The following is a 21,920-nucleotide window of genomic DNA, read 5'->3' on the forward strand; positions in this document are numbered from 1 at the left end:
CTCAAATTCTTCTACTTTGAGTCCAGTCAAGCTTTGAAACACATGAGGTTTATTGTGGATAGCGCCGTAGCTCAACATCGTAAACACCTCGGTCTTCGAGCAACAACCCTTCACTTCTAAACTACTCTATTTCCGATTAAGTCTATTATTGTAAATTAATCGCGATGCCAGATTGCGATCGCAATCTTCAGCAGTCTCTAAAATTAGCTTTCCTCGCCCTCAACCGATGAATACTGCCGTTCCCATGCTGGGTTAAATGCGATCGCACTCATCAGGCAAAAAGCGATCGCGCCCTTACCTGATGCAAAACGCGATCGCATCGTTTTTGTAAGCTGGCGCTGGGTGGATGTAACTCTTAAGAAGAAATCACGATGGCGATACAACAATCTGCATAATCTACTTGAGGCTATATCTCTCGGCGGAATGCTCTAATTGCTTCTCCGGCGTCAGTTTCTGCCATCAAAATACAGCGTCTGAGCAAATCAGGATCGAGTTCGCTGAGTCCGGGTAGCTGGCTGCTCTCAATGGATTCATAGCTGCTGTCTCGAAGATGATAAAGCTTCAGCAATCCATCTTCCCAAAACCAAACCTCTGGAACGCCCAAAGCTTTATAACGTTCTAATTTGCTGATGCCTCCACTGGTAAAGACAACTTCAATCGACAAATCTGGAATCGATTTTACGCTCTCAATGCAGTATGACTCGTCTGCTTGAGCGGAGACAACTCCTTCTTTTTCCTGAGTCATCGACCGAGTTGGCTGAAAGAAAATGCCCTTTTCTGCAAGAAAGGTAGTCACCAAGTAACCAATGATACTGGCAAAAATTTCATGTTCGCGTCCCGGCATAAGAATCTCGATCGTCCCGTCATAGTAAAACAGCCGCACCCCAGGAGAACCCTCAAAGCCCTTTTGGATGAACTTGAACTGTTCCCAAGTTCCCTGATGGATAATGCGTTGGTCGGTTGTTTTGTCGAGTAGTGGGGGCATCACGTTCACCTCCAGCGATCAAGATTTTATTGTATCTTCTGGTTGGAGAGGTCGTCGTATCAGGTGCTAGATCGCACTCTCTCATCCTGCTAGAGGCGCTCGCCCGAACAGCAATTACACCAGCAGATTGAGGCGTGGCAAGCGATGCGGTCGAAGTTGGGAGTGAATGAGCGATCGCCAAGAATGTAGAGACTTTTATGTTACCTTCTCACGGAAGCCGGAATATCTGAGTCAGGGAAGTTCCGAAAAATAGCTCCACGCGCATGTAGATCGGCTTTGTCTTGTTCTGTTAAGCCACGGTTGTCCCCAAAGATAGCGTTTTCTACAACAATGCTGGTGAATTCAGCCTCGCTAAGGTTAGTCCCGATAAGGTTAGCGTAGCTAAGGATAGTCTTCAGCAGATTACTTCCACAGAGATCAGCCCTATAAAGGTTGGCTCCGCTAAGGTTAGTCTCATGAAGATTAGCTCCGCTGAGATCAGCCCCAAGAAAGTTGGCTCCGCTGAAGTCTGCTCCACTGAGGTCAGCCCCACTGAGGTCAGCCCCAATAAAATTAGACTCATTGAGATGGGATCTGCTGAAGTTAACCTCGCTGAGGTGAGATCTGCTGAAGTTGACTTCATTAAGGTTTGCTTCGCTAAAATTAGCTCCGCCGAGATGCGCTCTGCTGAAGTTTGCTTCGCTAAGGTTTGCTTCGCTAAAGTTTGCTTCACTCAAGTTAGCTCTACTAAAGTTGGCTCCAGTGAGGTTGGCTCCGTGAAAGTTTGTTCTGCTAAGCTGGGCGTCTCGAAAGTCAGCATCTTGGAGGTCAGCCTCACCAAGATTAGCCCCACGAAGGTTGGCTCCGCGAAAGTCAGCCCCAGCGAGGTCAGCCCCAACGAGGTCAGTTGCACGAAGATTAGCTCCGCTGAGGTGAATCTCTATCGGTGCTTCTTGCCTCCAGGCATTCCATTCACGGATACTTCGCCGGAGTATTGCCAGTTGAAAATCTTTAGTTATTAAACGTTGTGACTGCTGATTTGATTCTTCTTCAGCTAGCTCAACAAGCTTTTCACTTGGTTCTGAATAGTGAAAATTACGTCTGTACTCATCCCAGGCAACAAAAAGAACTCCAATGACAATATATGTAACTAACCAAGAGAATGGTAGATTACCTCCGGTTACTAGCAGCAAAACTACGAACCCTAGAAAAATGAAGGACACCTGCCTGAGTAGTGATTTCAAGCTAGCTTGAAGTTCTGCAAGCATCGATGAATTAGGGTTTGCCGACACGTTGACCTCCCTTCTTTGCAAGAAGTTGATTAAGGTCTGACAGAAAACGGCTTATGACCCGACCTGCCAGAACAATCCAAAGGCAAAGGTCGGAAGTAACAATAATGAAACAGGCGTAGCGGTTAACCCCAAATGGACTTTCCCGCATACATACATCAAACCCTGAGAACTCTTTACCCAAAATCCATTTTCCAATCAAACTCGGAATCTGGAGTAACAGACTAAGCGCGATCGCATCCTGTACCGACTCGTAAAAAGTCTTCCACAGGTCGCCCATCACAGCCTTGCCGATGACATCTACCGGGTCAAAGACTGCTGCTAGGACTTTCTCTGCCTTTTCGCGTGGTGTCAGTTGTATCTTGGATGCAGGAGACTTAGATGGAGTCTGTGGGGAAGACATGAGGACGACCGAAAATTCTTTTTCAGTTTAGCCTGCCTGCGCTCATTACTTTTGAGTCCATAACGGTAATCAGTATTGTATCATATAATACTACACATTTTCAGCAATAGAGCGCTACTAAGATTTGTTTTAAGGAGACTGTGAATTTTGGCTGGAGCAATTAAAGTATCTGATATTAAATGGGCTTATAGCATAAAGATAGACTCTAATCCCCTGAAAGGATTCATTCATCACCTGTCTTTATTCATTGGTGAAATACTCAGAAGCGATGAAATAGGACTTATTGTGTGGCAAGGTCAACCTATTCTAATGTTTCGTATCTACAAAGTCGATTTTAATACTAATAAAACCTATGTTGAGGTAATCGGATTTGAGGATTCAAAATTTGAAGAAATGCTGATAGAACTAAATCTTCATAATAGATCTTCAGCTGTAATTTGTTCCGGCTTTGAGGTGTTTTGTTACCGTCCGAAACCAGACAAACCTTATCATCCCAAAATTCATCCCACATATATCAGGGCTAGAGAACGAGCATCAAGGATATTGAACGGAGTATGGGCAATGGCAATAAATCCAGATGAGGGAGTGCATGTTTCGTTTGCCCAAGTTGATGCTAAGATATCTACAAATTTTTTCAAAAGAATGTCTAAGCAAAAGGAAATTCAGAATGATGAGATACTAAATTTAGTAGTCACAGTAAATAATTGGGTAGCAGAATTTTACACTGACCAAATTGGCTCTAAACACTACAAAACTAAAAACCGATACCCTCTTGCTCCTAAGCCTCTCAATGGCTCTGTGTTATTGGTCTTAACCTCAGATGATGATGGTAATCTTATAAGCTATCAATCTGAAGTTTAAGAGATGAACCCTTCCTTATGTTTGGATAGAAATATCGACTCATTTACCGCTCAAAGATTCTGAGGTTCTCCCGCAAAAGTTGATAAATGCGATCGCGCTTCGCGCACACTTCGCGATCGCTCGAAGATAGCACAACAGGCGACCCCAATCGTTCGGCTCCATAATGTGCTATTGTGGTTCCGAGATGCTCGCATACCTTCCCTTCTCCAAATGAATCTGGATGAAGCTGAATTCGGCTAAATGACATTAATCTGTCGCCAATGACAGAGAGTTAGTCACTATACAATTTTTAATGGGCAGTACTGGACTCGAACCAGTGACATCCTGCTTGTAAGGCAGGCGCTCTACCAACTGAGCTAACCGCCCAAATTCAGACACTTTTTAGATAATAGCAGATTACGCTGCTGCTGCTACTATTCAAACAGAATAAATTTTAAAAAATCTCAAATTTTAACGGATGCCCTCTGGTCGGACGCACGATCGCATTACTTTATGGTGCCTGCCTTGGGTGGCGGGCATGACGTTCGGGCTGACTCGCAGTGGCGATCTGACGTTAATTGTTTCCGGAGGATTTTTATTCAGCGGGCTGATGTTTAGCCCAGACTTGGATCTAAACTCCCGTCCTTATCAGCGCTGGGGTTGGTTGCGGTGGATTTGGATACCCTACCAGAAGAGTTTACGTCACCGCTCGGTTTTTTCCCACGGGTTGGCAATTGGGACAATCGTGCGATCGCTTTATCTCTCCTGCTGGCTCTTTCTCGTGGGATTGTTGATATTGGGGATGCTACAACTAGTCTGGGGTGTCGGGTGGACTTGGCAGGTGATAGCGAATCAAGTAGAGAGATCGCTGACTCAATACCCGGCTGAATGGATGGCGCTGTTTGTCGGTTTGGAATTGGGTGCAATGAGTCACTCGTTCAGTGACTGGGGGGGTTCTGCCTACAAGCGGTTTAAAAAAAGTGGATTGAAGGCGGTGATGCCTAAGCGAGTGAAGACTCGGAAGCGAACCGGCAAAGTGAGTCGGCGTAGAGTCAAGAAACCAACCGCCAAGACGCAGAGGACGCAAAGGTAAGATCGAAAGGCAAACTGAATTTTCGTTTATGTCAAATTTCCCAGAATCTGCTCATCCCATGCCTCAAACTGCACTAGAAGCGCTGCAACAGTTAATTGAGGTTGTTGCCCAGTTGCGATCGCCGAATGGGGGTTGCCCTTGGGATTTAGCGCAGACTCCCCAAACGCTTACCCCGTATGTAATCGAAGAAGCTTATGAAGTCGTAGATGCGATTCGCACTGGGGATAAAGATGCGATCGCTGAAGAACTGGGGGACTTATTGCTACAAGTGGTGCTGCAAGCGCAGATTGCCAGCGAATCCGGGCAATTTAGCTTAACCGATGTCGTTCAGGGGCTTACTCAAAAGCTGATCCGCCGTCATCCTCACGTCTTTGGAGAGGTTGAAGTCGAAAGTGCGGAGGAAGTCCACGAAAATTGGCAGAAGATCAAAGCCGCAGAAAAAGGAGAAACGACTCAAGACGCGCAACAGCTAAGTCGCAAACTGACTCGTTATTCCCGCACATTGCCGCCACTGATGGCGGGGATGAAGATATCTCAAAAGGCGGCGGCGGCTGGGTTTGAGTGGGAAAATATTGAGGGCGTGTGGGCGAAGTTTCACGAAGAGTTAGCAGAATTTGAAGAGGCCCTGCAACAGGAAGACGAAGCCCATCAGCAAGCGGAACTGGGAGATTTATTATTTACGGTGATTAATCTTGCCCGTTGGTACGATCTCGATCCTTCAGAAGCTTTACAGGGAACAAATCAGCGATTTATTCAGCGTCTGAAAAAAATGGAGGCTTTTGCCGACCGTCCCCTCTCTGATTACACATTAGATGAGTTGGAAACGCTTTGGCAACAAGCGAAAGCTCAGTTAGCAGCTTCGGGCGAATTAAACCAGGAACGCTAAATTTTTAAGCTGCGATTTGGGAATCCTGAATCAGGATGCGATACAGTTCTTCTTCCAGCCAGCACTCATCTTCTTCTGCTAGCACCAACCGTGCCTGCCGCCATATCCCAGCCATCTCTGAATCTGTGTACTTTGAAGTCAGTTTCTCCGATAGCTGTTCCAATGCTCTTGAATTCCGAGCGATCGCGATTGATGCCATTCTCCAGGAATCCCACCCATTTTTTGAAACTGCACTCATTTTCTGAAGCCCACTTCCTGACTGTTCTTTACTTAACTTAGAGGTCATTGGATTCGATTATCTTCCGTCAAAATACTGAATCTATGTAACTTCATATACTCTTCATAGGAAAACAATACTTATATAAATTTGCGATGAAATTTTCTAGCACCTGGTTTGCCGGTTTGAGTTCCTCAGCACCAAGAAGAAGGCGAACCGTGCGCTTGCAGTGTTCGGCCTTTTTGAAACTACAGGTTGGATGAAGAAAATTTCCGAAATTTAGAACAGGGATGGGAAGACAAAACCAAGCGCGATCGCTTTTTGGGTCTCTCCGCTACCTTGATAGGCTTTCGCTAGCCCCATCAAACCTCTCAGGTAGTCTTGGCGTGAGCATCGGAACAATGGCAGTATTGCTTGAGCAACCGAACTGCCTCTTGATATCGTCCTTGTTTGAGCGCGTCAAATCCGGCTTCGAGTGACATAATGCATCTCCCTGAAGAAGGAGCAGCGGTATTGGTTGACCAAATACTCGCTAGATACACGGTTTGTCACAGTAGTTTCGGAAAATTTCAGAAATTCATCTACCAAAAGATAGAACCATTGAAATGAAAAACCCGCTTTCTCGAAGAAACCGGGTTTATGGGGATGAAACTAAATAAAAAATTTAATCGCCGCCAGCGATACTCTTTGAGTATCGCTGGCGGTAGATTCATCATCTTCTGAGTAATCTCCGCTTAAATATTGAGCAAGAAATTTGTCAATAACTTTTACAATTTCTCCGCACTCAGGGCTATCGGAAGACTCTTGGAGGATATCTCTATCTAAGACATCTAGCTGCTGATTTTCTATCAACAGCTCTTCTTTCAGCAGAGATTTACCTAAATCAAGTGGAAATTGCTGAAGGGAGTCCTCAAGCGATCGCAAACTTTCTACTAAGTCTAACTGCAATCGATCTACCATTTGCAGACGAGTCTCTACGTCAGACTGCGATTGCACAAGCGCGTCGAAATACTCTAATGAATCTAAGGGCAAGTCTATCGCGGGGAGGCGTTCATCTAAATCAATGTCTAAATCAATGTCTAACAGCTCGACCGGAACACTTCTAGTTGAACTAGCCCGTAACTGCTGCGACTTTTGGCACTCTTCAGCACTATTAGCCAACAATTGCTGTAATTTTTGACAGGTTTTAGGCAAATTAGCTAGCAACTGCTGGGATTTTTGGCGCTTTTTAACGCCATCAGCTCGTAACTGCTGGGATTTTTGGCACTCTTGAGCCAAATCAATCCGTAACTGTTGTCTAGATTGCAACTGTTTATCTGCGGGTGGGCTAGCAGAAACTAACAGTTTTTTTTGATGTATACTCATTTAAGTTATATTTTGTAATTTTTCTGAAAATTTTATTTTCATACTACTTATATATTTTACAAACAACAATTAAGAATTTATTAAAATGAGCTAAAATCGAGCTAATAAATTTAATTTATAAATCAATTAAAAAGTAGTAAACCTATCTCTAGCCTTAGGTTCATCCGATTTAAACTCAGGCATCCCATCTATTAGAATTTAAACAGAAGCCACATTTTGCTAAACTTTGGCTTGAACGTAGGCGTTTGATTCAGAGCCATGACTTCCCAGATTGCTTCCATGTCCTTAAGTGCGATCGCTCAAAAAACTCGTCAAGCAGCGCGAAGCTTGGCAGTGTTGTCCACAGAGGCGAAAAACCAAGCGATTGAAGCGATCGCGCGATCGCTAGAAGCCGCAACACCAGAGATTGTGGCGGCGAATGCGGCGGATTGCAAGGCAGCGGAGACGGCAGGAATCCCTAAACCGCTTTACGCCCGCTTGAAGTTAGATGAAACAAAGCTAAAAGCAGCGATCGCGGGGGTGCGAGATGTGGGGCGTCTGCCCGATCCCGTGGGCGCAGTGCAGGTTCACCGGGAACTGGATGAGGGATTAATTCTCAAGCGCGTTACCTGTCCTCTAGGCGTTCTGGGAGTGATTTTTGAAGCGCGTCCCGATGCAGTGATGCAAATTTCCACTCTTGCCATCAAATCTGGCAACGGTGTTATCCTCAAATGCGGACAGGAAGCGGTGCGTTCTTGTGAAGCGCTGGTGAAAGCGATTCGCCAGGGATTAGCGAAGACTGAAGTAAATCCAGATGTAGTGCAATTGCTGACAACGAGAGAGGAAACCTTAGAACTGCTGAAATTAGATCAATTTGTAGATTTAATTATTCCTAGAGGTTCTAACTCTTTTGTCCGTTTTGTGCAAGAAAATACTCGGATTCCTGTTTTGGGTCATGCGGAAGGGATTTGTCACGTCTATGTGGACAAAGCGGCGGATCTGCAAAAAGCTATCTCGATTACCGTAGATGCCAAAACCCATTACCCAGCCGCCTGCAACGCTGTGGAGACTCTGCTAGTGCATCAAGCGATCGCATCGGAATTTTTACCCCAAGTTGCGAATACTTTGCAATCAAAAAATGTAGAATTGCGCGGAGATGAAAGCACCTGCGAAATTCTGAACATTACACAGGCGACTGAAGCCGACTGGGCGACAGAATACAGCGATTTAATTCTCTCAATCAAAATTGTGGATTCTCTCTCAGAAGCGATTGACCATATTAATACCTACGGTTCTCGGCATACTGATGCCATCGTGACAGAAGATACTGCTGCTGCCACTAATTTTCTGGCACAAGTCAATGCTGCTGGAGTCTTTCATAACTGTTCAACTCGCTTTGCCGATGGCTTCCGTTACGGATTAGGCGCAGAAGTGGGAATCAGTACTCAAATGATGCCTCCTCGCGGCCCTGTAGGCTTAGAAGGACTGGTGACATACAAATATCAAATCGCAGGCGATGGGCATATTGCTGCCACCTACAGCGGTGCAGATGCCAAACTCTTTACTCATCGAGATTTGTAGACACCGAATCTAGGTGTAGTAGAAATACTCGGCGGAGAATCTCCCTAAATTTTCTCACCCCCGAAAGCAGCCCAGTGAAGGTCGAAGATAAATTTTTCCAACAGAAGCCCAGGAAAAATTTTATTCGCGAGTGCTGGGGTGTACTTTAAAGTAGGATTGAGGTTTTTTAAAACCTTAAAATGCTTACCGAGCGATCGCTAACTTTGCCAGTTGCCAAGGAGAATTCAGGAATTATTTAATTCAAGAAGAAGCCATTATGAACTCACAACTATCACTTTATGAACGCCTGGGCGGTGTTTACAATATTGCAGCCGTAGTCGATGATTTCATTGACAGAATCATGGTTGACCCGAAATTGAATGCAAATCCTCTCGTAGATGAAGCACATCACCGAGTGTCAAAAGCAGGTTTCAAGTATCTGGTTACAGAAATGGTTTGCTGGGCGACAGGTGGCCCGCAACAATATACGGGTCGTTCAATGCACGATTCTCATGTTCATCTGAAAATTTCTCCTGAAGAGTGGGAAGTATTTCTGGCGGATTTTCAACAAAGTTTAGATAAGTTTGAAGTTCCTCAGACAGAGCAGAAAGAGCTATTTGATATCGTTGCCAGCACTCGGCAAGATATTGTTGAATGAAGGCGATAACGATGATTTAATCTTTTTCTGCTTCAGTGAATAAACAGCAGCATGACGATTGAGAATAAAAACTGGTTTGCAATGGCTTTACAGTTGAGGGGATCGGTCGCACCGACTATTTTTCCCCGCGTTCTTTTGTGTGGAGGGTTTGGTTTTTTCGTTTCTATTCTCGATTATTTTAAATTACCGATTGCTGGAAACCTTTTAGATAATCTGGTTACTAATGTTGTTTATAATCTGGTTTTAGGCTTATTATTGGTTTTCCGGACAAATACGGCTTACGAGCGGTTTTGGGAAGGGCGCAAATCCTGGGGGCTTTTGGTGGTGAACGTCCGCAATTTAGCGCGGCAAATTCAAGTATCGGTTGCGGAACGAGAATCAACAGATAGAGAGGATAAAGCAACAGCGATGCGGTTATTAGGAGCTTTTGCGATCGCAACTAAATTACAGTTGCGACAAGAGGCTTTAAACAACGAGTTAGAAGAGATAGTAACTCCATCGCAATTTCTTCAGCTCAAAAGCGTTAAAAACCCTCCGCTAAAGATAGCATTTTGGATTGGGGATTACCTACAGCAGCAACACGAGCGGAACTCCTTAAATAATAATCAGTTAGCTGCAATGAATGGATTGCTAGATCAAATGGTAGAAGCTTTAACTGGCTGCGAACGCATTTTAAAAACCCCCATTCCTTTAGCTTATGCGATTTACCTAAAGCGACTGTTGCTAATCTATGGCTTTGCGCTACCTTTTCAACTTGTCGATACTTCCGGCTGGTGGACAGGGCTAGTTGTCGGTATAATTAGTTTTATTTTATTTGGGATTGAAGAAATCGGTAATGAAATTGAAAATCCTTTTGGACGAGATCCGAATGATTTACCATTAGATGATATTTGCACCACAATCATTGAGAATCTTGAAGATTTAACGAAGATACCAGAGCAAAGTTTAGGAGAAATTTTGGCTCCTCAGGTTTGAAGTAGCAAGGAAATTAAAGTTTTTGACAAAATGGATAGCATTCAGCTAACAGGAATTCGCTGCTACGGCTACACTGGTTACTTACCAGAAGAACAGGTATTGGGGCAATGGTTTGAAGTAGACGTAACTTTGTGGCTAGATTTGGCACCAGCAGGCATCAGCGACGCCATAGAAGACACTCTGGATTACCGTGCGGTGATTTCGACAGTGAAGGATTTGGTAAAAACAGCTAAGTTCGCCCTCGTAGAAAAGTTAATCAGCGCGATCGCAGATGCCATCTTAGAATTCAAGCAAGTGTCACAAGTCCAAGTGCGGTTAACGAAACCGGGCGCACCGATTCCAGACTTTGGCGGCAAAATTACAATTGACATCACGAGGACGAATCAAAAGGGCAATGGATAGAAGACCCGTAAACAAGGAAGGATGAGCAATTAGCGATTAGATTTGACAGCAATTTTTTGTGGGGAAACAAGCGTGACTTTTCGCATTTTGAGCTTTGACGGGGGCGGTATCCGGGGTGTCATTTCGGCAACGATGCTGACAGAGATTGAGAAAATTATCGGTCAGCCCTTAAGCCAATACTTCCACTTAATTGCAGGAACCTCTACCGGGTCAATTTTGGCGGCGTCGATTGCTAGCGATCGCACAGCCCAGGACATTGTGGATGTGTACCAGAACAAAGGAACTCGAATCTTTCCCTACCGAAATCTTTGGTCGGCGCAACGGGTCGGGTTGCTTCTTCAGTACGGCCCTTCTGCCCCCAAATACTCAAATAAAGGTTTGATTGAGTCTCTCAAAGAAGAATTTAAATACAAAAAACTGTCGGATATTACTTCAACAAAGCTCTTAATTACTGCCTACGACACAATTAAGCGAGAACCGATTATTTTTAAAAGCTGGCGCAAAATATTTGCTGAACTTCCCTTATGGGAAGCCTGTCTCTGTTCTGCTTCTGCCCCAACTTTTTTTCCTGCCTATAGACTGGATAAAAAAGAAGAAGGGATTGCCCAAGGCGGAGATACAAACTCGATTACGTTAGGGCAAGAAGCCGCAGAAGATAATGGTGATTACAATCAAATGCAAATTGAAATCATCGGCGGGGCGGGACGCGGTCAGATTCGTAGCATCATTGGTTACAGAGGCGGGACTCGGATGGCACTTGTGGATGAGCCGTGGAACGTAGTGCCTAATAATACCTCGGCTTACCGAATTACTAACGTATACTCGGTGATTGACGGCGGTGTTGGGGCAAATAATCCTACCGCTTGCGCGATCGCTGAAGCCCTGCGGTTAGGTTATAAACCCCACGAAATTTCAGTTTTATCCCTCGGTACGGGAAGTCTTACCCGCGCAATTCCGCTTGAAAGTGCCCAACAATGGGGTGCGATTCAGTGGGCACTCCCGATTCTTGATGTAATTTTTGATGCTTCGTCAGATATTAATAGTTACATTGCTAAACAGGTGATTGATGAGGATAGTCGTTACTTGCGCTTGCAATTTAAACTCGATAGCAAGTTGACTGGGAAACGATTGAGTGACGATATCGATGATGCGAGTCCGGCAAATGTCATGAATCTAATTGAAGCCGCCAAAGTCTACATCAACCTACCACAAGTGCAAAGATCGTTGAGGGATTTTATAAATAGTTAGCAGACTCAGAAAAATTAAAAATAAGATGATTTTGAATGGTCTTACCATTGGGGCATTGCGGCGATTAATGCTCTAGCAGATTCGCTATCTAGTGGCTTGGAAAAGAAGAATCCTTGCCCAGCTTCGCAGCGTAGCGATCGCAGTTGTTCCATCTGAGCCGCCGTTTCTACACCTTCTGCGATCACATCTAATCCCAGATGATGAGCCAGCGTAACAATCGTTTTTACAATCTCAGAATTTTCGCCTGCATCCATCCGGCTAACAAAGGAGCGGTCAATCTTCAGAGTATTGAGCGGAAAGTGGTGCAAATAGCTCAAAGAAGAATAGCCGGTTCCGAAGTCATCAATACTAAGTTGAATTCCGGAGTTGTTTAGTTGCTCTAAACTAGCCGTAGCGGCGGCAGCATTTTCCATCACCACACTTTCGGTAATTTCCAGTTTTAGACTTGGCGCTGGTAACTCGGTTTCTTGGAGAATTTGCTGAATTTGCTCGACTAAATTAGGTTTTGAAAACTGTCTGCCGGAAAGATTAACGCTGATGGTTAATGGTGCCAAGTCGGGAAATTCTTGTTGCCAAAGCCGCATTTGACGGCAGGCTTCGCGCAGAACCCACGCTCCCAAGGGGATAATTAAACCTGTTTCTTCTGCGATCGGGATAAAATCAACTGGGGAAATCAAGCCGCGAAACGGGTGAGACAAGCGTACCAGTGCCTCGAAACCAGTAATTCTGCCAGTCATGAAGCAGACAATGGGCTGATAGTGAAGCAGGAAAGAATGACTGAAGGATGCGGACTCACGACTGAGTGAAGAGTAACCAGAAGAATTGACAGTTTTTGTTTGAAGCCGGTCTTTTACCTCAGTTCTGGCTAGGGCTTGTCTGAGATCGTTTTCTAGTTGCAAGCGAGCCACCGCATGAGTGTGCATAGCGGTGGTAAAAACTTCGTAACGGGCTTTGCCTAGTGCCTTGGCTTGATATAAGGCGATGTCGGCGTCACGCAGAATGTCTCCGGGGTAGGGGCAAGTTTTGTAAGTGCCTGATGAACCTCGTTGCTCGATTGCACTTAAGGTAATGCCAATGCTGGCTGTCACAACGACTTCGTGTCTGTCTAGGTTGAAAGGATGCCGGAGGTCTTTTTGGATGCTTTTGGCGATCGCTTCTACAACGTCGATATCTTGAATTTCTTCTAAGAGGATGACGAATTCATCGCCCCCCAGCCGTGCCACAGTATTGCTGCCACACACAGAGGCTTGCAGGCAAGAAGCGACGCTACTTTGCAGTCGCTTTGCTAACGCAATCAGCAGCTGGTCTCCGATGACATGACCGAGGCTATCATTGACGACTTTGAAGCGATCGAGATCTAGAAATAAGACGGCAAACAGATATTCTGGCTGTCTTCTGGTTCGCGCGATCGCCTGGGACAGTCGCTCCATAAATAAGGCTCGATTGGGCAAACCTGTCAGCGGATCGTGAAATGCATCATAGATGAGATGTTCCTCAGCCACCTTGCGGTCGGTAATATCCGTCTGCGATCCTGCCATCCGGTAGGCTTTGTCATTGGCATCTCGAATCGCCATTCCTCGACAAAGCATCCATCGATAGGTTTGATCTTTATGTAACATCCGATATTCCTTCTCGAAGTGGTGAGTCAACCCTTCTAGATGGGCAGCGATCGCGCTTTTGACTCGCTCCAAGTCTTCTGGATGTACGCGGTTAAACCACTCCTCTGGGCTGTCGCCAATTTCATCCTCTTGGCAACCCAACATCGATTTCCATCGCGGCGAAAAATAGAAGGTTTCCGCTTTCAGGTTCCAATCCCACAAACCTTCATTACTCCCGCGAACTGCCAGCGCATACCGCTCTTCGCTTTCCCGCAGCGCCTCTTCCGCCAGATGGCGTTCGTTCGCCGTTGCCAAGACATTCGCAACCGCTTGCAAAAAATGAACTTCGTCTTCCGTAAACCTTCGGTAGTTAGGGGTGTGAACGCTCAAAACACCGAACGGGTTCCCCTGACTATGAATAATCACACTCATGCCAGCGATCGCGCGGTGGTTGTGCAGCAGTGGCGTTCCAGAAAACCGCGTTTCGATCCGGAGGTCTTCCACAATCACTGGCTTCCCCGTCAGCAAGGTATATCCTGCCTGGGAACGATCGTGGGCACCGATGATTGCCGAACCCACCAACCCTTCCTGCCAACCAACGCCCGCTCGCATGAACAAAGCATTGCCTCCCGGCATCAGTTCCAGAACCTGGCAATAGGGCACTTCCAGGGTTTGGGCAACCAGCTTCACAGCTTCTTGCATCAGCGTATCTAGATTGGTGCCAGAGAGCGCCCCTTGCCCCAGTTGCGCCACGACTGCTGAAGCCCGCGCATGGGATTTTAGTTCGTACTCAGCAGCTTTGCGTTCGGTAATATCTCGTTGCACCGCCAGCAAATGGGTAAACCAACCCGTACTATCTGCCAGGGGTAAGATATTCAGTTCTACCCAAAAATCGGAACCGTCTTTACGGTAGTTAATCAACTCGACTCTGACCGGCTCCCATCGTGACAAAGCTTGACGAATTTTATCGAGTTGCGATCGCTCAGTTTTCGGCCCTTGCAACAACCGGGGAGTCTTACCGATTACCTCTTCCGGTTGATAGCCGGTCATTTGGGTGAAGGTCTGATTTACATAGACAATTCTGGGGCCAACCGGCTCTTCCAATGGCTCAGCTTCTGTAATGACAATCGCGTCATTTGCATTGATAACAATGGATTCTAGTAGGCGCAGGCGCTCCTCAGAGAGCGTAAAGAAACGCTCCTGCTGTTCTTCCCCTCGTGGGTGCGATTGGGGGGCACGGGTTAAGCGGTTCAAACCACGGCGTAGTTCTTGTTGAGCCGCAACCTGACGAGCGATGATTCGCAGTGCTTCGGATTGTTTTGGGCTAATCTGACGCGGCACGAAGCTTATATTCTTATCAAAGATACGAGGGTGATAATTCGTATCCAGCTTAACTGCTTGATTCGCAGGCCGTTTTGGTTCGATCATTCATAAATGCTTTCGACAGGTTGGACACAGTAGGATGCAAACCCGTTTTATTAACCTTTGTTTTCTTATTTTGCCTTTTTTTTAAGGATCATTTTAATTTCTTAATGCTTCTCAACCCTCTAGGGAGGGATAACCGTGTTATAGGCAAGTTGTTGGCAAGCAGGTCCCCTAAAAACGGCAAAAGGCAAGGGAATCGTCCCTTACCCTTTTTGCCTTTCCAAACTGAGCCTCTTTCCAGAAAATTTATCTTTTACCTTAGAGCCGGTTCAGCTTTCCTTTTAAGACTCGGTTTCGATGGGAAAAAACAGCATACTGTCGGGTTCAAATCTCCAGGATATTCCTTCTGGATCTCGACCCTGGCTCCAATCTGCGAAGTATGGCTCACTTCTGCGTTTGTAAATGGTACTGGAATGAACATCCAGCCGCCTTGCAAGTTCAGATTGAATCAGCGCTTTAGAAGCCCTCTGTTCGTCAGTGGGTTCGTTTTCAGGTTCCTCAAACTCCTCGTCATCAGCTAATTCCTGTGGTTGCTGCTCTTTGCGGGCAGGTGCCACAGCTTCTGGAGCATCATTGACATAAGATTGGCGGGAAGGTTCGCTGTCATCAAAGATGCTACCTAGAGTGTTAGCAGTGATAAAGTAATACACTTTGCCTTTGTCTTGATAGTCAAGGGCACTTGCCCCAAATTCTTGGGCTTTTGTATCCAAGTACCGCTGCGCTGCTGCTCCAGAGAGATTCGCTTTCATTGCCAAGTCGAGTGCTGTAACGCGCCCTTGGGTTTCCTGAATCAGCTGATGAAAAAAGGGATTGACTTGCTGGCTCCACTTTTGCCATTGATAGTTTTGCCAAAGCCTTAAACAGATGCCCACCAACACCAGTGCCAGCACTACAGGCCATGCTACAAACAGGAAGGCGATCGCAAACGCCAATGGCAAGAGGACAACAAGAAAACCACTGGCACTACTATTTATTGTTTTTCCAGCCATGTTGCTTCCCTTATGAATTTACTTAGTCTTGATATCGCCATAACTGCCGTTGTGGCATAACAATCTAACTAATCTTTGCAAAGAAAGGGCATCGCGGCAAAACTAATCGGCAAACAAGCAAAAGTTAAAAAGCAAAAGTCACACAAAAGGCAAAATCAGGCAAAAAAGAGGTGCCATCATTCGCAAAACAGATGATGGCACCCCATAGTTCTCCTTCCCTAACGTCAGCCGGGAAGAAACTTTATGTTTCCTTTGCGCTCTAATCCGACACTTTCAAAGTAGAAGAAGCTGAGCGTCCAAATTCTTCTGGTGCATACTGTAGATGGGCTTCTGCACCAGGCCAAAGGAAGGTGCCTGGAGTCACGGAACGGACGAGGTAGTGCAGAGAGTAGACTCCGGCTTCCAGGCGATCGCTATAGGCAACAATGCGATCGCGATAAATCGTCTTGAAGCCAAAGTTATCCTCTTTTGCCTGTAATGCAGCCGTAGAAGTTTGGAAACTCGCATCGACTGCCTCAAACCCGGCTGGGAGCGGATCGCTAATGACCACACGATTCACCGGATGATCGGTAATAATCTCCAAACCGATATCAAACACCTGACCGCTTTTCACCGTCAACGGCTCATCAGAAGCATAGAGGCTGAGCTTTCGCAACACCTTTTCTTCACTAGCGGGACGGATTTCGCGTGTCACCCGTAAGCCGTTAAATCTTCCCGGTTGATTTCCCTGTAGGCGGTAGCGATAGGCAACCAAGTAGTGCAGCGTACCTTGACCCGATTTTTGCACAATCAGATCGTGGCGATCGCGTGGCAACTGGGTCATCGGCACCTTAAGATCCTGGCTGGGGTTGGTGTATCCCTTAAACTGCGCCGATGTCAATTTTTTGCCAGCGAGTTTCACCATTGCGGCAAAGTTAGGCGGTGTTGGCTGCGTCTGACTATATTCCACCAAAGCCGTGAGTGCTTGAGCGTTGTCATAGGTATTCTGCCAAGTGCCATTTCGTCGCAGTGCGAGGAGACTTTGCAACAACCGATCTAAGATTTCTGGGTTACTCTTTTGCGCGATCGCAAGGCGCAAAGCTTGAGCTTGAGCTGTTGTTGACGAGTTGAGCCAAGATAAACCTTGGGGTAAATTTACCGTAGCAGTGCGACCCGTTTGATAAATATTTTGCTGGAATTGTTTCGATAGAGTTTGAGATTCTTCTTGCCACTCTGGAAACTGAGACAGGTAATGCGCCAGCTTAATCTGCGTAACCGGATCGAATTGACTGCGCTGTGCGTAAATGTCTGCAAGAAAGTCATTGCGCTTTTCTCCCAGTTCCGCCAAAGCAGAGAGTGCTTCTAGTCGCACCTGATTCTTGCAGAGTGGTTGCTTACAAAAATCGTATTGACCGGGATCTGCAAGAATTTTCTTCAAGTAAGTCGTCAAGCGAGACACCATTCTCGGTTCTACCGTCAGTCCCGCTTTCGAGGCTCTTGCTAAAGCTTGAGCTGCGTAAGGAGATACTAACGGATCGGACTTCTGTTGACCAGGCCAAGCGGCGAATCCACCATCCGGTTGCTGGAGTTTTTGTAGGTGTTCTAGAGATTGGTTCGCTTGTTGAGTCGGATTGAATTGTGCAAAGGTTTGACCGTATTTTTGAGAAAGCGTTTGCAAGCTGGATGCGATCGCTAATTGACTCGCCGCTGGTTCCAAAAATGGCAATTGCTCATCCTGCAATACTTGACGCGCTGGTGCGGTAATTTCCGGGATCAGCGTACTGGCAAGGGAAATCTCCAAACCTCCCGCATCAGGGACAACCTTTTTATCCACATTCAGGGGAATTTTCACCTGATTTGTAGTTGTACCGCTTTCTACGACTTGTTCGGTAATCTCTAGCGCTTTCACTTCCAAAGGCACTTCAAATGCATCAGCAGTTCCATTCAACTGAGTAGTAAACTTCACCTGAGATTTACCTGCACTTCCTGCCACGATAGGAAAGCGATACGCACGAGTGCCAGATTCTGCTTTGGTTTGCAGATTAGCGGGTTTATTTGCAAACTGAAGAGAACCATTCGCCACACCATTGATTGCCAGATTTCCGGTTTGTTGGGTATTGTTCGTGACAGATAAGCCAGCTTCCAAGCGATCGCCCGGACGTGCAAACTGCGGCAATATCGGGTTAGACAGCAGCGGTTTCGTCGTGATAAAAGTCGCTTCGCCGTTGCCAAAGTGCAGATTGCCATCGGTAGCAACTGCCATCACCCGCCACGTTGTCAAGTCATCCGGCAACTTAAATGTCACCTCTGCCTTCCCTGTCGCGTCTGTGAGAACAGAACCGTTGTAGTAAGCTAAGGCTTGGAAATCCTTGCGGGTGCGGGTATTCGCTGCGCCTGCTGATTGTCCCCCGCCATAACCCCAACCTTTCGGTTTCGTCATTGAGGTTGGTTGCACTACCACATTAGGACGATTATCGCTAAATCGAGTTGAAATCGGCTGCTCTGCATAAACAGTCTGCACCAAATCCGGCGGACGATAACCGCTCAGTTGCAGCACCGCTTCATTTACCGCCATGACGGTAAACTGTCCTTGGGCTGGGTTGCCTTGTGCATCCTTGAGTTCTAGCTGTACGGTTTCTGGGACACCCGGTTCTAGTTGCGTTTGAATGGGGGTAACTTGGACTTTTAAATACTTATCATCCAAGTTAGTTTTAAAAGGAGCAAACCCAATCCGCACCAAGTTTTCTAAGCTTCCAGGTTCCACTTGACTTAGGGGAACGCCTTGGCGAACCAATACCGCCTCTACTGCGGCGTTTGGCAGCATTTCCGGCGTTACTTGGAATTGAATTTGCGGCGCACCCCCTTTCACTTTGGTAATTGTCTTGTACAGGGGTTTATCACGGACAACGGCAAAATATAACTCAGCTTCCGGATAGGGAGATTGAATTAAAGCGGTAGCCGTTTCACCCGGTTTATAGGTGTCTTTATCGAGTTTGACTTCCAAGCGATCGCGATCGCTTTCTCCCCAAGTTACCGCATTGCCACCCGTCGCCCAAATTTGCAAATCAGTTGCGGTAACTTCATCCTTGGTATTTGCAAAGTTTGCTCGAATCCGGTAAGAACCCGATTCCGGAGGTGTCAGCGACACAGATTGAGGATTATTTCCAGATTTCACCTCTGTCTGCGCCACGGTTTTGTATTCCACTTGGTTTTTAGCAGTATTACTGCCTTCTACCACCCGCGTGACGCTGCTATATTTCATCTGTTGCAGTTCCACTCGCACCCGTTGTCCTTCCATCACCTTGCCGGTAGGATCGGTAACGATAACTTGGACGGGTAAAGATTGAAGCGCATCCGCAACGAAATTGGATTGTAAACCGATTAAGCGATCGCTTGGCAATACCGTAAATGTCTTAGAATCCGATACTGACAAATTCGACACATCGGAGACTTGCACATCCACCCGATAAGTCATCGGGTAAGGCACATCCTTCGCTATCTTGACAATTTGGCTGTTCCCCTTACCATCTAATACCTGATTTGATTGCAACACATCACTGGAAACAGTCGGACTTTCCTCAGGCCAAAACCACTGTCGCCCAAAGGAAAATTGCTCCCACCCTTTCGGTTTAAAATCAGCTTGCGATCGCGTGACGTAATATTCTGCCTTCCCGCCTTCTACAGGCGCACCAAATAAATAATTGCTCGTGGATTTCGCTTCAACTTGCTGGTCTTTTAGAGCAAATTCTTTATCTAGATTTAGCTCTACTTTAAAATTAGGCGGTTTAAACTCGGCAACCCGAAAGTCACCCAAAACCTCTACGCCACTTTTGCCTTTCGCTTGAATCGAATAGTAGCCAAGCGGTTGATTAGTCTTAAACGGCACTTCTAGAGAAAAGCTGCCAAATTCATTGGTTGTTTGAGTACCTAAATCCGTTTTTTGACCATCTGGATTTAAGAGAGTGACTTTATAGCTAGCATTTTTGTCCTGCTGGATATTTCCATTTTGTAAGTAGTAGGCAAAACCCGTAAACGATGCTTTTTCCCCTGGCTGGTAAAGCTGTCTATCCGAGAAGATTACCCCCCGTGAGACTGGCTTCCCATCATCCCATCCAGCATCAACACCATACCCATAAGCACCGCTATATTCTTCCGTGCGGACAAATGCCCAATCTTGATTTTCGCGGGCAATTACGAGCAATTTAGGCCCTTGTTCAAATCCAGAACTGGATTTTGTACATTGCTGCATATCCTCACGACGCAATAGTAATGTCCCCGCTTCATCCGTTTTCCCTGATGCACAAGGTACGGGTTGAGGACGAGATTTTGCCTCTAATTTCGACTCATAAATCTCTACAGGTGCAGATGCTACGGGAGAACCATCTGAGAGATGATGCACGCGAATCAATCCCGAATCTGGGAACCACTGTGCAAACACTCCCAAATTAGTCAATTCCACCATTCCATAAGTCGTCGGTTCGCGCCATTGTTGCTTACCATTTTCTTCATAACGATTAGTTCGCGCCTGAACTCCATAAGCTAACATTCCCGTAGCAGTACCCAGTTTTTCCTGGATGGGAACAGGTACATCAATTAACTGATTTTTCTTACTCGATACCTTGACACTTTGCCAAGAATTGGGATTCGGTAATAAATCATTCCCATCGCTTTTGGGATAAGCAGAATCTACATAAACTAAATCTGTCGGTTGCAACACCCGATAAGCCGCTTTATACTTTGATTCCGGCAAGTTTACAGTAGAAACGTTTAGCTGCAAATCGTTACCCGCCGGGAAAATATTTAGATTAGATGGTACCCAAATATCTCCAGCTACATCGCCTGTCTCATATTTGAGCGTAACTGGCTTTTCCAATGTTTGCCCAAACTTATCCTTGAGCTTCTTACCGATAGTAATTGTATAAGTAGTGGCAGGTTCTAATGCCCAAGGGTTGAGATTGACAAGACTTTCTCCATCAGGAACTTGAACTAGTTTAGGAGCTTCTTTTGGCGCAGGAGTTACAGTAATATTCTCAATCGCTGAATCTGCATCAAGCCCGTTATTAAATTGCAGTTGAGGGCTTCCTTTTACAAACCGACCATAAGTCCCTCCGGCATCGGGTACTCCGTAATATTTAATTATCAGTAACTTCAAAGGCGAATAAGTAGCTAGCTGACTAACATAAGACATCTCGCTGGGCAGATTACCCCGAGTAGGACGCAAACCCGGAGAAAATTCTAAGCGGTAACGAGTCGCTTTTTCTAAAGTCTGCTGCGGTACTAAATTATATGTCCAGTTGCGGGTTGAAGGGTCAAGTTTCTCCTGTGGTTGTTCGTTCTCTGAGGGTATCTCTTTTTTTTCTAAGTCAACTTTCAGCCGTATATCCTTCTGTTTTCCTTCCGGAATTAGCTTCAAATGCTCTTGAACTGAAGCGACATCAAGTTCTACATTTGAGTTAAATTTTAGAGTCGGCTTTAGATCGATAGCTTGATTATCAGGATTTTCAGGATTAGTAGTCGGTAAATTAGTTAGTTTAATCGGTTCAGTATTGAAAGTCCACGCTAAATCCTTATCCAGACGATGATTTTTTAGATCCGCCAAACCAGCTTTCAGAGTGACTCTGACTCGCGTTGCTTTCGGCAATGCTTTGTCGGCTTGAAATCCCACCATTCGCGGTGTCAAAAATCGAAATTGCCCTGGTAGTGGTGGCAAAATCTCAAATTGTTTTAGCTTTTGTTGTTGATCGGGGCTATCAAGACTCTCAACAGGAATCAAAGCATCTTTAAATCGGATGCGAATCTGTGCTAGAGGTTCAACCTCACTAGTCGGGCTAATTTCCTCAATCCAGTCTGGGAGTTGCGGCGTCGCTAGCGAAGGAACTGCTGGAAGTGGTTCATTTCCAGAGAGATTAATCACTCCACATCCGGCTATCCCCAGTACGAATGCTACGACAACCAGAAACCGCATCCAAATTCTCACGATTGTGCCTATCTGTTGAAAGGATTTATCTGTACTATCCTGTGCAAGAAGGGAAGACAGCGAATCTGTATCA

17 protein-coding genes and 1 tRNA gene are annotated in these 21,920 nt (G+C 45.9%); 8 read left to right on the forward strand and 10 right to left on the reverse strand.

The window, feature by feature from the left end:
• Positions 1 to 406 precede the first annotated feature (406 nt).
• From NC996_RS23450 to NC996_RS23460, 3 genes are all read right to left on the reverse strand, one after another.
• On the reverse strand, positions 407 to 985 hold the full coding sequence (locus NC996_RS23450; protein WP_190686689.1) for a Uma2 family endonuclease: 579 nt from the start codon (positions 983 to 985) through the stop codon (positions 407 to 409).
• Between the two features lie 200 nt (positions 986 to 1,185).
• On the reverse strand, positions 1,186 to 2,256 hold the full coding sequence (locus NC996_RS23455) for a pentapeptide repeat-containing protein (RefSeq protein WP_339380365.1): 1,071 nt from the start codon (positions 2,254 to 2,256) through the stop codon (positions 1,186 to 1,188).
• Positions 2,240 to 2,656 (reverse strand): hypothetical protein, encoded by a 417-nt coding sequence (locus tag NC996_RS23460; RefSeq protein WP_190686694.1) that lies wholly within the window; start codon positions 2,654 to 2,656, stop codon positions 2,240 to 2,242. Before NC996_RS23460 ends, NC996_RS23455 begins: the two co-directional genes overlap by 17 nt.
• Before the next feature lie 147 nt (positions 2,657 to 2,803).
• Here NC996_RS23460 and NC996_RS23465 point away from each other — a divergent pair, with 147 nt between their 5' ends.
• On the forward strand, positions 2,804 to 3,517 hold the full coding sequence (locus NC996_RS23465; RefSeq protein WP_190686697.1) for a hypothetical protein: 714 nt from the start codon (positions 2,804 to 2,806) through the stop codon (positions 3,515 to 3,517).
• A gap of 43 nt (positions 3,518 to 3,560) precedes the next feature.
• Here NC996_RS23465 and NC996_RS23470 read toward each other — a convergent pair whose 3' ends face one another.
• Complete coding sequence (locus NC996_RS23470) at positions 3,561 to 3,764, reverse strand: hypothetical protein (RefSeq protein WP_190686700.1); 204 nt, start codon at positions 3,762 to 3,764, stop codon at positions 3,561 to 3,563.
• Between the two features lie 46 nt (positions 3,765 to 3,810).
• Positions 3,811 to 3,883, reverse strand: a tRNA-Val gene (locus tag NC996_RS23475).
• Positions 3,884 to 3,974: 91 nt separating this feature from the next.
• Here NC996_RS23475 and NC996_RS23480 point away from each other — a divergent pair.
• Together NC996_RS23480 and mazG are read left to right on the forward strand one after the other, a co-directional pair.
• Positions 3,975 to 4,589, forward strand: a complete 615-nt coding sequence (locus tag NC996_RS23480) for a metal-binding protein (RefSeq protein WP_190686703.1) — start codon at positions 3,975 to 3,977, stop codon at positions 4,587 to 4,589.
• Positions 4,590 to 4,617: 28 nt separating this feature from the next.
• Complete coding sequence (gene mazG / locus NC996_RS23485; RefSeq protein ID WP_190686706.1) at positions 4,618 to 5,475, forward strand: nucleoside triphosphate pyrophosphohydrolase; 858 nt, start codon at positions 4,618 to 4,620, stop codon at positions 5,473 to 5,475.
• Positions 5,476 to 5,479: 4 nt separating this feature from the next.
• Here mazG and NC996_RS23490 read toward each other — a convergent pair whose 3' ends face one another.
• Together NC996_RS23490 and NC996_RS23495 are read right to left on the reverse strand one after the other, a co-directional pair.
• Positions 5,480 to 5,713: a hypothetical protein gene (locus NC996_RS23490; RefSeq protein WP_190410030.1), complete on the reverse strand. Its 234-nt coding sequence runs from the start codon at positions 5,711 to 5,713 to the stop codon at positions 5,480 to 5,482.
• Positions 5,714 to 6,343: 630 nt separating this feature from the next.
• The gene (locus NC996_RS23495) at positions 6,344 to 7,057 is read right to left on the reverse strand and encodes a hypothetical protein (protein ID WP_190686709.1); all 714 of its coding nucleotides are present in this window, start codon (positions 7,055 to 7,057) and stop codon (positions 6,344 to 6,346) included.
• A gap of 258 nt (positions 7,058 to 7,315) precedes the next feature.
• On the opposite strand from NC996_RS23495, the gene NC996_RS23500 reads away from it, so the two are divergent.
• The 5 genes from NC996_RS23500 to NC996_RS23520 all read left to right on the forward strand — a co-directional run bounded on the left by NC996_RS23500 (position 7,316) and on the right by NC996_RS23520 (position 11,879).
• Positions 7,316 to 8,617 carry a glutamate-5-semialdehyde dehydrogenase gene (locus NC996_RS23500; protein ID WP_190686712.1) on the forward strand — a complete coding sequence of 434 codons (1,302 nt, stop codon included), beginning with the start codon at positions 7,316 to 7,318 and terminating at the stop codon, positions 8,615 to 8,617.
• A gap of 256 nt (positions 8,618 to 8,873) precedes the next feature.
• The gene (locus NC996_RS23505; RefSeq protein WP_190410034.1) at positions 8,874 to 9,254 is read left to right on the forward strand and encodes a group 1 truncated hemoglobin; all 381 of its coding nucleotides are present in this window, start codon (positions 8,874 to 8,876) and stop codon (positions 9,252 to 9,254) included.
• Positions 9,255 to 9,305: 51 nt separating this feature from the next.
• Entirely contained in the window at positions 9,306 to 10,229 is a 924-nt protein-coding gene (locus NC996_RS23510) for a bestrophin family ion channel (protein WP_190686713.1), read from the forward strand.
• 30 nt (positions 10,230 to 10,259) lie between these two features.
• A complete protein-coding gene (folB, locus tag NC996_RS23515) occupies positions 10,260 to 10,631 on the forward strand; it encodes a dihydroneopterin aldolase (RefSeq protein ID WP_190430762.1) in 372 nt (123 codons plus the stop codon).
• A 72-nt stretch (positions 10,632 to 10,703) separates the two neighbouring features.
• Positions 10,704 to 11,879: a patatin-like phospholipase family protein gene (locus tag NC996_RS23520; RefSeq protein WP_190686716.1), complete on the forward strand. Its 1,176-nt coding sequence runs from the start codon at positions 10,704 to 10,706 to the stop codon at positions 11,877 to 11,879.
• A 41-nt stretch (positions 11,880 to 11,920) separates the two neighbouring features.
• Here NC996_RS23520 and NC996_RS23525 read toward each other — a convergent pair whose 3' ends face one another.
• From NC996_RS23525 to NC996_RS23535, 3 genes are all read right to left on the reverse strand, one after another.
• Complete coding sequence (locus NC996_RS23525; RefSeq protein ID WP_190686719.1) at positions 11,921 to 14,905, reverse strand: EAL domain-containing protein; 2,985 nt, start codon at positions 14,903 to 14,905, stop codon at positions 11,921 to 11,923.
• A 278-nt stretch (positions 14,906 to 15,183) separates the two neighbouring features.
• A complete protein-coding gene (locus NC996_RS23530) occupies positions 15,184 to 15,891 on the reverse strand; it encodes a hypothetical protein (RefSeq protein WP_190410039.1) in 708 nt (235 codons plus the stop codon).
• A 259-nt stretch (positions 15,892 to 16,150) separates the two neighbouring features.
• Entirely contained in the window at positions 16,151 to 21,835 is a 5,685-nt protein-coding gene (locus tag NC996_RS23535) for an alpha-2-macroglobulin (RefSeq protein ID WP_190686753.1), read from the reverse strand.
• Positions 21,836 to 21,920: the final 85 nt, after the last annotated feature.

It is taken from the genome of Trichocoleus sp. ST-U2, assembly GCF_039961875.1.
Classification (GTDB): domain Bacteria; phylum Cyanobacteriota; class Cyanobacteriia; order Cyanobacteriales; family FACHB-T130; genus FACHB-T130.

Coding starts and splice junctions, on each gene's coding strand:
- NC996_RS23450 (WP_190686689.1), bottom strand. CDS start 985: ATGCCCCCACTACTCGACAAAACAACCGACCAACGCATTATCCATCAG.
- NC996_RS23460 (WP_190686694.1), bottom strand. CDS start 2,656: ATGTCTTCCCCACAGACTCCATCTAAGTCTCCTGCATCCAAGATACAA.
- NC996_RS23470 (WP_190686700.1), bottom strand. CDS start 3,764: ATGTCATTTAGCCGAATTCAGCTTCATCCAGATTCATTTGGAGAAGGG.
- NC996_RS23480 (WP_190686703.1), top strand. CDS start 3,975: ATGCCCTCTGGTCGGACGCACGATCGCATTACTTTATGGTGCCTGCCT.
- mazG (WP_190686706.1), top strand. CDS start 4,618: ATGTCAAATTTCCCAGAATCTGCTCATCCCATGCCTCAAACTGCACTA.
- NC996_RS23490 (WP_190410030.1), bottom strand. CDS start 5,713: ATGAGTGCAGTTTCAAAAAATGGGTGGGATTCCTGGAGAATGGCATCA.
- NC996_RS23495 (WP_190686709.1), bottom strand. CDS start 7,057: ATGAGTATACATCAAAAAAAACTGTTAGTTTCTGCTAGCCCACCCGCA.
- NC996_RS23500 (WP_190686712.1), top strand. CDS start 7,316: ATGACTTCCCAGATTGCTTCCATGTCCTTAAGTGCGATCGCTCAAAAA.
- NC996_RS23505 (WP_190410034.1), top strand. CDS start 8,874: ATGAACTCACAACTATCACTTTATGAACGCCTGGGCGGTGTTTACAAT.
- NC996_RS23510 (WP_190686713.1), top strand. CDS start 9,306: ATGACGATTGAGAATAAAAACTGGTTTGCAATGGCTTTACAGTTGAGG.
- folB (WP_190430762.1), top strand. CDS start 10,260: ATGGATAGCATTCAGCTAACAGGAATTCGCTGCTACGGCTACACTGGT.
- NC996_RS23525 (WP_190686719.1), bottom strand. CDS start 14,905: ATGATCGAACCAAAACGGCCTGCGAATCAAGCAGTTAAGCTGGATACG.
- NC996_RS23530 (WP_190410039.1), bottom strand. CDS start 15,891: ATGGCTGGAAAAACAATAAATAGTAGTGCCAGTGGTTTTCTTGTTGTC.
- NC996_RS23535 (WP_190686753.1), bottom strand. CDS start 21,835: ATGCGGTTTCTGGTTGTCGTAGCATTCGTACTGGGGATAGCCGGATGT.